The organism is Dyella soli (assembly GCF_054482295.1).
Map to the genome: position 1 here is coordinate 418,999 of NZ_JBTFFU010000003.1, position 12,847 is coordinate 431,845.

Sequence of the window (12,847 nt, forward strand, 5' to 3'; positions counted from 1 at the left end):
TTGCAAGCGGCCCGTGCAGGCGTTACTCATGTGCCCATCCCGTGGAACCGACAGCGCAGGCAGGGAGATCCCATGAATCCTTCGGAACGCATCGACGAGCTGATCGCAGGCATCACCGACTGGCGTGGCAAGACGTTTGCCGGCATCCGCCAGGTCATCCTCGAGGCCGACCCCGGCATCATCGAGGAATGGAAATGGATGGGCAGCCCGGTGTGGTCGCGTGACGGCATGATTGCAGTCGCCAACGCCCACAAGGGCAAGGTCAAGCTGACCTTCGCCCACGGCGCGGGCCTGGCCGATCCCGACCGCTTGTTCAACGCGGGCCTCACCGGCAATGCGAGGCGGGCGATCGATTTCTTCGAAGGCGACAAGATCAACAAGCGCGCCCTGAAGCAGCTGGTCCGCGCGGCCATCGCCTACAACCATGCCAGGCTGAAGAAGAACGCACCCGCCGCGCGCGCCAGGACAGGCCGAAGCAGCAAGGCGTGACTATCGCGTGGTGGCCGTTGCCGGGGCCACGCGATGCCACAGCAGGTTGAGCATGCTGACGGCGAACACGCCGGCCAGCACGAACTGGCTCAGGCGGGTCAGCCACAACAGGCTCGATCCTGGTCCCGAGGCGAGCGCCGAGCCCAGGATGATCAGCATGGTGTTGCAGGCGATCAGCGCTACCACCGCCGTGGGTCCGCCGGCGGCGATGCGCTGGCCAAATCCGAAAAGCACCAGGAACAACAACAGGGCGAAGAACGGCAGCGTCGGGATAAACGCCACCAGCGTGTACACGAACAGCCCGAGCATGCCGCCGGCGATATTGCCCACGACCATGCCCAGCGCATGCATGCGGCTGCGTTGCGGGTCGAAATTGGCCACCAGCATGACCGTGGCGACCAGCACCGGCAGCGCATCGGCCAGGCCCAGCAGCAGGTAGACCAGCATCAGCGGCAGCACGATCGCCGTGGACACCAGCGCCAGCGCGAGCGGGCCCGCAGGGTCGGCGGCCACCTGCGGGGCGGAAGCAGGCACCGCGGTGCGCGGCCACGGCACATGGACGATCCAGATCATCAACAGCGCAAGCGCGATGCCGCGGACCAGGGCCGTCGGCAGGATGTCGACCTGGGCCGGCGCGATCATCGCCACCACCGGAATGGTCGCCAGGCAGATCAACAGCAGCAGGGCTGGCAGGCGTGCCCGTCGCTGGGCCATCGCATGAAAGGCGAGCAGCATGCACAAGCCGATCAACCCGAGCAGGAGGGTAGGCGTGTCGTGCAGCAACTGGGAAATGACGAAGGCAAACAGCGATACCGCCGTCATGGTGAGCACAAGCACCAGGGTGATTTTCAGCGACGGTCGTGCCGGCAGGTTCGCCAGCAATGCGGCGGCGAGCACGGGCGCGAGGAAGGTCGGTGTCCATTGCAGCACCTCGCACGCGACGAACGCGCCGGTGACACCCACCGCAAAACGCAGCGCGGCGTGCAGCGCCGGGCCGCCCTGCCTGTGGCTGCGCGTGCTCATCGCAGGTAGCTCAGCATGGCGACCAGCCATATCCACAGGCGCGAGACGGGGTTGAACACCGAGTGTTCCCGCGTGAGCACGACCACGTTGGCCTGCGCGCCGCTGCGACCCGGCGGGAGCCGGTCCGCGGCATCAGTTGGCGGGTCCAGCACGAGGCGCACCGGAAAGCGTTGCGGCTCGCGCAGCCAGCCGCTCGGCGCCTCGATCTTGGGCAGTTGCCCCTTCGGTTCCTCGCCGCCCTGCGCGACGCCCCAGCCCACGCTGTCGACGCGCGCGTCGAACACTTTCCCCGGCTGGTCGTCGAACACGACATAGGCGTGATCGCCCGGGACGATGTTGCCCAGCTGGTTCTCGCGCATCGCCGCGGTGACCCAGCGCGGCCCGTCGGCGATGAAGCTCAGCACCGGCTGGCCTCGGTTGGCGAACTGCCCGGGCGACAGGCGCAGGTTGGTCACGACGCCGTCGGCCGGCGCCGTGACGGTGCTCTGGCGCAGGTCGAGCTGGGCCTGCTCCACGGCAGCCAGCGCCTGGCGCACCTGTGCGTTGGCATTGCCCGCTTCACCCAGTCGCACCCGCGCGCGTTCGGACTCCGCAACGCCGCGGCTGATTTCCGCCTGGCTCTTGGCGATATCGGCGCGGGCGCGGATCGCGGCGGTCTCCGACAAGGCCCGCTTGGACGACAGGTCCAGCACGATCTTGCCCAGCTGCTGCGATGCGGTGAGATCCACCCGCTGCCGGTTCAGTTGCGCATCGGCGACGCGCACGTCGGCCTCGGAGGCCTCGGCATTCTGCGTGGCCACCGAAAGGTTGGCCCGGGCGGAGCGCAGCGCAATCTGGAACGGCAGCGGATCGATGCGGAACAGGGCCTGGCCCTTCCTGACCTCGTGATTGTCGGCCACCTCCACGGAGATCACCTGGCCGCTGACCTCGGGGGCGATCTGCACCAGGAAAGTGTCGACCGTCGCCTGCGACGTATACGGCGTGATGCGGTCGGAAATGACGTGGTAAACGAACAGGACGAACAACACGATGAGCGTGACGCGCACGATGTTGTGGGTCTGCCGTGCGTCCGACGCCGCGTCACCGGTGGGTGGCGGGGTGGCCGCGGCAGCCGTGGATTCGCCGCCGGGCGCGCCGGCGACGGATTCGGGTTTGGCTTGCGGCTCGGTCGGCATGGGCGTGGTCGTCGCGTGGATCAGGGGTGGGACAGGCGGGTCTGGGACATTCGCGCGGCGTCTGCGTCGCGCGGCCGTGCGGCGGGTTGTTGCGCGACGGGCAGCGGCGCGACCTGGCCGATCCAGTCGCCGCCCAGTGCGCGGTACAAGTCCACCAGCGAGCGGAAGCCGTCGCCGCGCGCCGAACTCAGCGAGAGCTGCGCCGAGAACAGGCTGCGTTCGGTATCGAGCACTTCGAGGTAATCGGTATAGCCGTTGTCGTAGCGTTCGCGGGTGAGCTGCACGGCACGCGTCAGCGCGGCGACCTGCCGCTCGAGCGAGGCGACCAGCGCACGCTTCGCCTGGATCGCGGCCAGCGCATCGTCGACGTCCCGGAACGCGTTCTGGATGGTTTCCTGATAGACCTCCAGCGCCTGGTCACGACGCGCCAGCGCCTGCCGGTTCGCCGCATCGATGGCACCGCCGGCGAACAGCGGGCCCAGCAGCTGGCCCGCGAACGACCACGTATGCGCGGGCCCGGTAAACAGATTGTCGAGTTCCCTGCTGGCGCTTCCTCCGGTGGCGGTGAGCGCCAGGGTGGGGAAGTACAGCGCGCGGGCCGCGCCGATCAACGCATTGGACGCCACCAGTTGCTGCTCGGCCTGGAGGATGTCGGGCCGGCGACTGATCAGTTCGGACGGCAACCCCGCGGGCACCGGTGGCGCCACCAGGGTGAGCAGGTTGCCGCCGCGCCGGATCGGCCCGGGATTGCGGCCGACCAGCACCGACAAGGCATGCTCCTGCTGGGCGATCGCCTGTTGCAACACCGGGATCGAGGCCACGGCCGTCTCGTACTCTGCCGTCACCTGCATCATTTCGAATTCCGAGATCGCGCCGCCGTCCAGGCGTTTCTGGAACACGTCGACGGTGAGCTTGCGGCCGTCCAGCGTGGCCTGTGCGATCACCAGCTGGCCGTCCAGGTCGAGCAGGGTGACGTAGCCGGAGACGATGGTTGACACCAGCGTCAGCGCCACGCCGAGGCGCGCCTGCTCGGTTGCCAGCAGGTTCGCGCGCGCGGCCTCGTCCTGGCGGCGGATGCGTCCCCACAGGTCCAGCTCCCAGCTCGCCGACAACAGCGCCGAGTAGCTCTGGCCCACCGGGTTCACGCCTGCCGGCAGCGATGCCGTCTCCCGGCTCACCCGCTGGCGCTGCGCGGTGGCGCCATAACCTGCCTGAGGCAAGGCCTGCGCGTGCGTGGCCGTCACCGCCGCGGCAAACTCGTCCACGCGCGCCGTGGCGAGGCGCAGATCGTGGTTGGCGGCCAGCCCCTCGTCGACCAGTGCGTCCAGTTCGTCGTCGCCGAAGGCACGCCACCAGGCCGGCACCTCCGCCAGGGTGGCGGCAGCCGTCGATACCGGTGCAGGCGCGTCGGCAAAACGATAGGCCGATGGCACGTCCACCGCGGGACGCACGTAGTCCGGTCCGAGCGTGCAGCCGGCACCCGCACACATCGTCGCGATCAAGGCCAGCGCGCCTGGAAGCGAAGGGCTGGCGGCGCGCGGGCTACGGCTCACAGGCACCTCTTGCTGGATGGTTGCTGGCAGCGGCGATGCGACGACTCGCGCGCGCTGGGTGGCTTATGTGCACCGCGACAGAAGAAGCAGCAGGGCGGCTTGCCCGGGCGATGTCCCGATGGCGCGGCACGCAGTCATGACGACGGGACGAAACCGCTTCGTTGCTCGCTCATCTGCCGGGCCCCTCGCTGAATCCCCTGCGGGAAGCTGCTCCGCACGCACGGTCGGCAGGGCGCACGCTACGCACCGCGTCCTGCAATCCGCGCCCAAGGATCTGCCCCGCCACGTTGCAGACACGTGAACCCGGCCAACTTCCTGGGGTTCACACCGCTTTCACCGCGCGAGTCCAACATAGCTGCCTCGGGGGCGGGAATAAGGGGCAATCGATGCTGCTCACGCCAACTACCACGAGGGCCTTGTCTCGCGGGCTGCTCGATGTGCTCATTCGCGCCGGCCTGGTGGCCGTCCTTGTCATTTCCTGTTTCGAGGTCTTCAGTCCGTTCCTCAACCTGATGACGTGGTCGGTGGTGCTGGCGATCACGCTCTATCCGTTGTTGAGGCGGATCAAGAGCGCGCTTGGAACCAGCGACGGTCGCGCGGCGACGCTGATCGTGCTGATCGCGATCATCATCCTCATGGTGCCGATCTACCTGCTCGGCAACTCGATCACCGACTCGGTGGAGCATGCGCTGGCCGTGGTCAAGGGCGGCGAGGTGCGCGTGCCTCCGCCCGCCGAATCCGTGGCCAGCTGGCCGATAGTGGGGAAATCGCTGTACGGCTACTGGATGCAGGCCTCCACTGACCTGACCGGCCTGGCGCAGAAGTTCGCGCCGCAGATCAAGGAGTTCAGTCTCGCCGCCTTCGGCAAGCTCGCCGGTGCCGGCATGGGGCTGTTGATGTTCATTGCCGCGCTGATCGTCGGCGGCATCGTCATGGCCTTCGGCGAGAGTGGCCAGCAAAGCGCCGTGAGGATCGCCGCCCGCGTGTTCGGTCCGGGGCGGGGCGAGAACATCACGCTTCTGTGCACCGCCACCATCCGCGCCGTGGCCCAGGGCGTGATCGGCATCGCCTTCATCCAGATGCTGCTGATCGGCGTGGGCTTCGTGCTGATGGGCATTCCCGGTGCAGGCCTGCTCTCGCTGGCCGTGCTGCTGCTCGGCATCATGCAGTTGCCGGCGACGCTGATCACGGTGCCGGTCATCGCCTTCGTCTTCATCACGCAGGGCGCCAGCGTGGCGACCGTGCTGTTGTCCATCTATGTGTTCGTCGCCGGCCTCGCCGACAACGTGCTCAAGCCGCTGCTGCTGGGTCGCGGCGTCGATGTGCCGATGCCTGTCGTGCTGATCGGCGCGCTCGGCGGCATGGTCACCGGCGGCATCATCGGCCTGTTCATCGGCCCGGTCCTGCTGGCGGTGGGCTACCAGTTGTTCTGGCAATGGGTCGATGACCAGCCGACGTTCGACGACGTGCCGACGCAGAAGCCTTCCTGATGCGGCGGCGCCGTCCACGGCGGCAGTGCAGCCGCTGAGGCAATCACCGTGCTGATCAATCTGCTGACCGGCTTTCCCGTGATGTTGCTCTGCCTGCTGCTGCAGGCGATCTTCCTCAGCGCATGCCTGAACCAGTACGCGCGCGTGAAGATCATGCGGGAGACCCGGGAAGTACCCTGGATGAACTTCCTGCTGCTCGCAGCCGTCATGGTGCTGATGCTGCTGGCCAACTTCGCGCAGATGGTGATCTGGGCGGCGCTGTTCAAACTGCTCGGCGAGTTCGACCAGTTCTCCACGGCGCTGTATCACTCGGCGGTCAACTTCGTGACCCTTGGCTATGGCGACATCGTCATGTCCGAGCGCTGGCGCATGCTGGGGCCGATCGAGTCGGCCAACGGCATCCTGATGTTCGGCGTGTCCACCGCCGTGACCACCGCCGCCGTCATGGACATCATCAAGTACAACATCGACAGGATGAAGCGGAACGGTTCACGCTAGGCCAGCGCGTTGAGCGGCCTGCCAGGCATCGACTCATCCAGCGATGAGGCCCCAGGCCATCATGAGTTCGTGGATGCCGTTGATGGCGAACTGCACGCCAATGCACACCAGCAGGAAGCCCATCACCCTGGCCAGCGCGTCGACGCCTGTTTCGCCCAGCAGGCGCATGATGGTGGTCGCACTGCGCAGGCAGATCCAGAACTCCAGCGCAAACAGCAGGGCGACGGTGACCACCGCCAGGTGCACGGAGTAGGTAGGGTTGCGGCCGGGCAGGGTCGAGGCGGCGCTGATGATGAAGGCGATCGTGCCCGGTCCCGTGGTGCAGGGCATGGTCAACGGCACGAAGGCGACATCGCGCAACTGGGTCGGCGATGCATCGGCAGCCATTTCCGCCTGCAGCTCGTCCTCGGTACCACGGGCGGGTGGAAACAGCATGCCGAAGCCGATATAGGAAACGATCAGGCCACCGGCGAGCCGCAGCCCGGGCAGGGAGATGCCAAACACCTTCATGACCGCGCTGCCGGCATAGAAGCAGACCAGCAGCACGATGGTCACGTAGATGGTCGCATTGAGGATCTGCCGGTTGCGCTCGGCTTCGGGGTAACGTCCGGTAAGCGCCAGCAGCACGGTGGCGCTGGTGACCGGATTGGCAATGGTCGTCAGGCCGAGCAGGCCTACGATGACGTCGTTCAGGAATCCGTGCATGACTGTCGATTTCAGGCGGGTGAAAGTTCGACGCGTGACGTTATCTGCCCGGCTTGATGATGAAACCGTGATTGCTTGATCGAGGCTGTCGAAACTTCAGGTGACGCCCGGGCGTGCAGGTTCCGTCGAGAGAGCGGACGCCCGGCATGGCAGGAGGCAGCGATGCAAGACAACGAGCAGCGGGGTGAGGTGCAACCGCGTTCGATCACGCTCCGCGATGGCCGCAGCGTGCTGGTGCGCATGATCCGGCCCGACGACCTGGACGGGATCAAGGCGGCCTTCGAGCAGCTCTGCCCGGAGGCACGCTACTCGCGCTTCTTCACCACGGTGCGGGCCGTACCCGAAGACATCGTGGATTGGACCATCCACCCGGCGCCGGAGCGATGTGTCGCCCTGATCGCGCTCAGCGGGAAAGCGCCAGCGCAGACCGTGGTCGGTGGCGCCCGCTACATCACGACGCCGGGAACGGATGGCTGCGAGTTTGCCGTCACCGTCGCCGATGACTGGCATGGCCTCAGCCTGGCCCGGCAGCTGATGGAAACTCTGATTGCCACGGCGCGTGCGCGGGGTCTGCGACACATGGAGGGCCATGTGCTGTCGGCCAACATGGGCATGCGCGGACTTGCCGATCGACTCGGCTTCACGGATGCGCCCTGTCCCGGCGATTACACGCTGCGTGAGCTGAGCCTGCGGCTGGACTGATCCGGCAGGTCGCGCGCACCGTGGCTCAGTGCAGGCGATAGCGCTTGAGCTTGTACCACAGCGCACGCTCGCTGATCTCCAGCAAGCGCGCGGCGGCCGCCTTGTTGTTGTCGCTGCGCTGCAACGCGCCAGCGATCAGCCGGCGCTCCAGTGTTTCCACGTGGTCCTTCATGGACAGCGATTCATCGGACGCGCCTGGTGCGGGCGTCGCGTGCGACGCGGCCGGTTCGGCATGCGCCAGCTCCGCCGGCAGGTGTTCCGGGGTGACTTCGTCTCCGCGGCAAAGCACGGCCGCGCGCTCCATCAGGTTTTCCAGCTCGCGCACATTGCCGGGCCACGCGTAGGCCTCCAGCCGCTGCAGCGCGCCGCTGCCCAGGCGTGGCGTGGCGCGGCCAAGTTCCAGCGAATACTTGTGCAGGAAGTGACTGGCGAGCAGCGGGATGTCGCCGTGTCGATCGCGCAGCAAGGGCACATCGACGCGAACGACGTTGAGGCGGAAGTACAGGTCGCGCCGCAGCACGCCGGCCTCCATCATCTGGCCAGGGTCCCGGTTGGTCGCCGCGACCACGCGCAGATCCACCGGCGTCAGCACGTTGGCACCCAGTCGTTCGATGGTGCCCTCCTGCAGCACCCGCAGCAGCTTGGCCTGCAGATGCACGGGCATCTCGGTGATCTCGTCGAGGAAGATGGTGCCGCCACTGGAGAGCTCGCACTTGCCGAGGCGGTCGCGCAGCGCGCCGGTGAACGCGCCCTTGATATGGCCGAAGAGTTCGCTTTCCAGCAGGTCGGTGGGAATGGCCGCGCAATTGATCGGCACGAACAGGCCGGCACGACCCGAGGCGGCATGGATGGCACGTGCCACCAGTTCCTTGCCGGTGCCTGTTTCGCCGACAATGAGCATGTTGCTGCGTGTCGGCGCGGCCCGCTTGAGCAACTGGTACAGCGCCTGCATCGGCTCGCTCACGCCGATGAAGTCGCCCCAGCCCCTGGACAGCTCCTCCTTGAGGAAACGGTTCTCGCGTTCCACGGCCTGCATGGCCAGCACGCGCGTGACGGCCATCTCGATGGTTTCCATCTCGAACGGCCGGATGATGTAGTCGGCGGCGCCGAGCTTCATCGCCGCCACCGCCGTTTCGATCGTGCCGTAGGCGGTCATCACGATCACCGGCACGTCGTCGCCACGTTCCCGCAGGGCGCCGAGCAGGGCGATGCCGTCCATGCGCGGCATCCTCAGGTCGGTAAGCACCAGGTCGAACGGCGAACGATCGATGGCGGCGAGCGCTTCCTCGCCATCGGCGGCCTGCGCGACGTCATGGCCCATGGGCCGCAGCGACAGCTCCAGCAGGCGGCGCATTTTCGCCTCGTTGTCGACCACGAGTATCCGCTTCGCACTCATTGTTCTCGTCCACGCGTGTCAAATCGAAGATTGAAGGAGGCGCCGCCCCAGGCGCTTTCGCCCACCGTGATGTCGCCGCCGTGCACCTGCACGATCTGCTGCACGATGGTCAGGCCCAGGCCAATGCCGCCTTCGCGCCGGCTGAAGAAGGGATCGAAAATCGACCGCCTCATCTCCTCCGGCACGCCCGGGCCGTCGTCGGCCACGCTGATGCGCAGCGCATCCAGGTCCCGCCGGGCACTGATCTCCACCCGGCCTCCGCGCCCCACGAAGGACAACGCGTTGAGCACCAGGTTGAGAAACACCTGCATGAACTGCTCGCGGTCGCAGTTGAACACGAGTTCGCCCTTGCCGACCCTGCTGGAGAGTGCGACCTCGGCCATCTCCGCGCGGGACGCCAGCAGGCTGATGACGGCGTCGACGATGGCATGCAGGTCGTGTGGCCTGAAGTCCGGCGGCGTGGGGCGGGCGCACTCCAGCAGCAGCGTGACCAGTCGGTTGAGCCGTTCGGTTTCGCTGAAGATGAAGCCGATGAGTTCGCGCTCCCGCTCGCCAAGGTCGGGCTGGCGCTGCAGCAATTGCGCGGAACTGCGCAGGATGCCCATGGGGGTGCGCACTTCGTGCGCCATGATGGCCGCCATCTCGCCGACCACCGCCAGCTTGCCGGCGCGCACGATTTGTTCGCGTGACTGTTCCAGCGCACGGATCATGTCCACATAGGCGCGGTGCAGTTCTTCGACTTCGCTGATGGTGGTCGCCGGCATCGTGGGCGGCGCCGGTTCGCCCTGGCGGAAGCGCCGGGTGAAATCCGTCAGCGCGACAATCGGCAGCGCGATGCGATTGGCCAGGCGCGACGAAATCGACAGCCCCGCCGCCAGCGTCACCAGCACCACCGCGAGCATGGCCCACAGCAGGTGCCAGATCGGCCCGAACGATACCGAGGTCGGCTCCAGCATGATGATGCGCCATCCCAGCCCGGCGAATTGCTGGTAGCCCGCGGATGCGGCGGCACCCACGAGCAGGGTTCGGTAGCCCAGGTCGTGGCCGTCGTGCACATACGAGGTCGCTCCCCGGGTAGGCAGGGGCCACTGCTGCAGGTGCAGCCGGGCGGTGCCTGGTCGTTCGCGCAGGGCGGCGGAAGCGCCGATCACGCGACCGTCGCGATCGATCAGCAGCAGGCCGCGAGGTCCGTGGTCGACCGCCTCGTCCAGCAGCCCCTGCAGCGCGCGCCAGTCCAGCAGCACGTAGAGGTAGCCGATGGTGCCGGTGCCGAAGGCATTGGGCACCGCCGTGCGCAGCGCGGCCACGCGCCCCCTGGCGGTATCGGCCGGCGCAAACGCCACGCGGTCCAGCCGCTGGCCGGGGATGGTCTGCCAGGCCGTGGGCTGCGGCGCCCGCTGGCCGATCAGCGACGGATCGCTGGCGGCAACCACGCGCCCCGTGTTGTCCGTGCACAGCAGCGCCTGGTAGACCGCGTCCTGCCCCGCACGGAGGTCGGACAGGAAATGCGACAGCCGCTTGTCGACGTCGTTGACGCGGATGTCCTGCATCACCTCGAGGCCGCGCCACACGCGCATGTTTTCCACATGCGAGAACAGGAAGGTATCGATGCGTTGCATCACCGTGCTGGCACCGAACCGCAGGTTGCCCGCGATTTCCGACTGAAGCGCGCTGCGGAACTGGTAGAACGACAGCGCGCCCACCACGGAGGCCGTGCCGAGCAGTGTCCAGAACAGGAGGCGAAACAGGGCCGATCGAGTCGTCAAGTTGAGTCCGCCACCGATGGAAACTGGGCCTTCCCCGCCACGCAGCGGAAAGGCAGGGCGCCATCGGGCGTTCGCCCGAGGGCTTTGCGGCCGGACCGTGTACCGTAGGCCGGCGTTTGCCGTGCGCTGCTTTGCGGATGGTGCCGATAGTGTCGCAGAATCCGCGGTGGCGCCGGGGGGATCGCCAGGACCAGCCTGTTGGTCAATCCACGCTCGTCTGGGGTCCGGCGGCCTCGCCCGCTGAAGCACCGCACACTTTCCCGTTCGCTATCTGGTTCAAGGCATGTCGATGAGCAGGCACCTGCGTCGCCTCGTACGCCATGGCGTGACCGTCATGTTGTCCACGGTCCTGTGGCTGGCATCGTCCGGCGCTGCGCTGGCGGCCGCCGGGGACGGCGGCAGCTGGCAGGCTGCGCCTTATTCGCTGGGGCAGGGACTGTACTTCCCGTCGCAGGGCTTGCGCATCGGCGGCTACGCCGACCTGCACTTCTACAGCCTCAAGGGCTCGCCCGACACTTACAGCTTCCGCGACCTCAGCCTGTTCGTCACCAAGGACATCGGCAGCAGCTGGCAGTTTTTCACCGAACTGGAGGCCGGCAGCTTCCTCGATGTTTCAGGCAGTCATACGGACGCACAGGAAGCGGAGATCGATGTCGAGCGCCTGTACCTCGACTACCACGCCGGCCAGTCGGTCAGCTTCCGCTTCGGCAAGTTCCTGACGCCCGTGGGCGAATGGAACCTTGTCCATGCCGACCCGTTGACCTGGACCGTCTCCCGCCCGCTGTCCACCTCGGCGGCGTTCGCGCGCCACGCGGCGGGGGCGATGATGTTCGGCACGCTGCCGATGAAGGGCAACGACCTCGACTACTGGGTGTTCGCCGATGACAGCAAGGCGCTCAGCTTCGGCCAGGAGCAGGACGACGCCTATCCCTCCTTTGGCGTGGACCAGACGCTGCGCAACAATTTCCGTCAGGCCATCGGCGCCCGCGTGCTCTACCACATGCTGGGCGACACGCTGAATGTCGGGTTGTCGACGCTCAACTACGAGCTGCAGTCGCCGCACCAGAAGTACCTGCTGTCCGGCATCGATTTCAGCTGGACGAGCCGCTACGTCAACCTCACCGGCGAGGGCATCTATCGCAGCAGCACGGACAACCGGCCGGACGAGCGGGGAGGGTTCATCGAGGCCGAGCTGCCGCTGATGCAGCGCCTGTACCTGATCGGGCGCTACGAACGCTACCGCTCATCGACGCCGGCGCAGACCACCACCATCCGCACCGAGGCACTCAACTACCGCCCGATCGAGGGCATCGTGCTGAAGCTGGAGTACCGGGACGGTACGCATAACGAACTGCTGGCGCCGACGGGCTGGCTGGCTTCGGTCGCCGTGTTGTTCTGACGCATGCGTCGCTGCCCACACCATCGTCGGTTCATGGTCACCGGCCTGTGCCTGCTGGTCGCGTTGGTGCGGCCGGCGTTCGCCGTGCAGCCGCAGATCGCGGTGATCACGGCGCCCCGCGGGCCGCATGTCGCTCTCGACCGCGACACGCTGCGCAACATCTACCTCAAGCGCATCTTCGTCGACCAGGATGGCCAGCGGCTCACCCCGGTCAACCTCCCCATGGACTCGCCACTGCGTGATGCTTTTGCGCGCTCCGTCATCCACATGCCCGACACAAACCTGCAGGATTATTGGGAGCGGGAGTACTTCCAGGGTGTGAGCCCTCCTTATGTCCTGGGTTCGCAGGAGGCGGTCGTTCGCTTCGTTGCGCTCACGCCGGGTGCGATCGGTTATGTTGCGGCCTGCCATGTGGACGCGACCGTGCATGTGGTTTTGTTGATCACCCTGCCGCCCAGGGCGGTCGACGACATCTCAGCCTGCCCGGAGCGCCTCGGCCCCTGAGCCGACGATTTGTGCAGACATTTTTTGCAGGCTGCAGGAATTGCAGGCTGGTCCATCTCCGGGGAATTCGTTATTTGCGATCAAAATCAGCACCTTGGCCTGATGGCACGGATCTCGCTTCAAGATGCGTGTGTGCAGCCTGCGAGT

The 12,847-nt window shown here is 66.9% G+C and carries 12 protein-coding genes; 6 read left to right on the forward strand and 6 right to left on the reverse strand.

Annotated elements, in window-relative coordinates; all coding sequences use genetic code 11:
* Positions 1–72: 72 nt before the first annotated feature.
* Complete coding sequence (locus ACXU4B_RS16175; protein ID WP_131410638.1) at positions 73–489, forward strand: DUF1801 domain-containing protein; 417 nt, start codon at positions 73–75, stop codon at positions 487–489.
* Here ACXU4B_RS16175 and ACXU4B_RS16180 read toward each other — a convergent pair whose 3' ends face one another.
* From ACXU4B_RS16180 to ACXU4B_RS16190, 3 genes are read right to left on the reverse strand one after another with little or no spacing between them, the layout of a single operon-like run.
* The gene (locus ACXU4B_RS16180; protein WP_165583200.1) at positions 490–1,512 is read right to left on the reverse strand and encodes a DUF2955 domain-containing protein; all 1,023 of its coding nucleotides are present in this window, start codon (positions 1,510–1,512) and stop codon (positions 490–492) included.
* Positions 1,509–2,687 (reverse strand): HlyD family secretion protein, encoded by a 1,179-nt coding sequence (locus tag ACXU4B_RS16185; protein ID WP_131410634.1) that lies wholly within the window; start codon positions 2,685–2,687, stop codon positions 1,509–1,511. Before ACXU4B_RS16185 ends, ACXU4B_RS16180 begins: the two co-directional genes overlap by 4 nt.
* 20 nt (positions 2,688–2,707) lie before the next feature.
* A complete protein-coding gene (locus ACXU4B_RS16190) occupies positions 2,708–4,240 on the reverse strand; it encodes an efflux transporter outer membrane subunit (RefSeq protein WP_205746576.1) in 1,533 nt (510 codons plus the stop codon).
* A gap of 416 nt (positions 4,241–4,656) precedes the next feature.
* Here ACXU4B_RS16190 and ACXU4B_RS16195 point away from each other — a divergent pair, with 416 nt between their 5' ends.
* Together ACXU4B_RS16195 and ACXU4B_RS16200 are read left to right on the forward strand one after the other, a co-directional pair.
* Complete coding sequence (locus ACXU4B_RS16195) at positions 4,657–5,730, forward strand: AI-2E family transporter (protein ID WP_458910903.1); 1,074 nt, start codon at positions 4,657–4,659, stop codon at positions 5,728–5,730.
* Between the two features lie 48 nt (positions 5,731–5,778).
* A complete protein-coding gene (locus tag ACXU4B_RS16200) occupies positions 5,779–6,228 on the forward strand; it encodes an ion channel (protein WP_131410630.1) in 450 nt (149 codons plus the stop codon).
* Between the two features lie 33 nt (positions 6,229–6,261).
* Here ACXU4B_RS16200 and ACXU4B_RS16205 read toward each other — a convergent pair whose 3' ends face one another.
* Positions 6,262–6,933 carry a MarC family NAAT transporter gene (locus ACXU4B_RS16205; protein ID WP_131410628.1) on the reverse strand — a complete coding sequence of 224 codons (672 nt, stop codon included), beginning with the start codon at positions 6,931–6,933 and terminating at the stop codon, positions 6,262–6,264.
* A 162-nt stretch (positions 6,934–7,095) separates the two neighbouring features.
* Here ACXU4B_RS16205 and ACXU4B_RS16210 point away from each other — a divergent pair, with 162 nt between their 5' ends.
* Positions 7,096–7,635 carry a GNAT family N-acetyltransferase gene (locus ACXU4B_RS16210; RefSeq protein WP_131410626.1) on the forward strand — a complete coding sequence of 180 codons (540 nt, stop codon included), beginning with the start codon at positions 7,096–7,098 and terminating at the stop codon, positions 7,633–7,635.
* Positions 7,636–7,660: 25 nt separating this feature from the next.
* Here ACXU4B_RS16210 and ACXU4B_RS16215 read toward each other — a convergent pair whose 3' ends face one another.
* Positions 7,661–9,031 (reverse strand): sigma-54-dependent transcriptional regulator, encoded by a 1,371-nt coding sequence (locus ACXU4B_RS16215; RefSeq protein ID WP_131410624.1) that lies wholly within the window; start codon positions 9,029–9,031, stop codon positions 7,661–7,663.
* Positions 9,028–10,797 carry a sensor histidine kinase gene (locus ACXU4B_RS16220; protein ID WP_131410622.1) on the reverse strand — a complete coding sequence of 590 codons (1,770 nt, stop codon included), beginning with the start codon at positions 10,795–10,797 and terminating at the stop codon, positions 9,028–9,030. Before ACXU4B_RS16220 ends, ACXU4B_RS16215 begins: the two co-directional genes overlap by 4 nt.
* A gap of 289 nt (positions 10,798–11,086) precedes the next feature.
* Here ACXU4B_RS16220 and ACXU4B_RS16225 point away from each other — a divergent pair, with 289 nt between their 5' ends.
* Both ACXU4B_RS16225 and ACXU4B_RS16230 read left to right on the forward strand, forming a co-directional pair.
* Entirely contained in the window at positions 11,087–12,196 is a 1,110-nt protein-coding gene (locus tag ACXU4B_RS16225; protein ID WP_131410620.1) for a porin, read from the forward strand.
* A gap of 33 nt (positions 12,197–12,229) precedes the next feature.
* Positions 12,230–12,700, forward strand: a complete 471-nt coding sequence (locus ACXU4B_RS16230; RefSeq protein WP_131410618.1) for a type 2 periplasmic-binding domain-containing protein — start codon at positions 12,230–12,232, stop codon at positions 12,698–12,700.
* Positions 12,701–12,847 lie beyond the last annotated feature (147 nt).

Excerpts from the sequence above, each read along its gene's own strand:
- ACXU4B_RS16215 (WP_131410624.1), bottom strand. The coding sequence starts at position 9,031 with ATGAGTGCGAAGCGGATACTCGTGGTCGACAACGAGGCGAAAATGCGC.
- ACXU4B_RS16175 (WP_131410638.1), top strand. The coding sequence starts at position 73 with ATGAATCCTTCGGAACGCATCGACGAGCTGATCGCAGGCATCACCGAC.
- ACXU4B_RS16230 (WP_131410618.1), top strand. The coding sequence starts at position 12,230 with ATGGTCACCGGCCTGTGCCTGCTGGTCGCGTTGGTGCGGCCGGCGTTC.
- ACXU4B_RS16225 (WP_131410620.1), top strand. The coding sequence starts at position 11,087 with ATGAGCAGGCACCTGCGTCGCCTCGTACGCCATGGCGTGACCGTCATG.
- ACXU4B_RS16210 (WP_131410626.1), top strand. The coding sequence starts at position 7,096 with ATGCAAGACAACGAGCAGCGGGGTGAGGTGCAACCGCGTTCGATCACG.
- ACXU4B_RS16180 (WP_165583200.1), bottom strand. The coding sequence starts at position 1,512 with ATGAGCACGCGCAGCCACAGGCAGGGCGGCCCGGCGCTGCACGCCGCG.
- ACXU4B_RS16185 (WP_131410634.1), bottom strand. The coding sequence starts at position 2,687 with ATGCCGACCGAGCCGCAAGCCAAACCCGAATCCGTCGCCGGCGCGCCC.
- ACXU4B_RS16205 (WP_131410628.1), bottom strand. The coding sequence starts at position 6,933 with ATGCACGGATTCCTGAACGACGTCATCGTAGGCCTGCTCGGCCTGACG.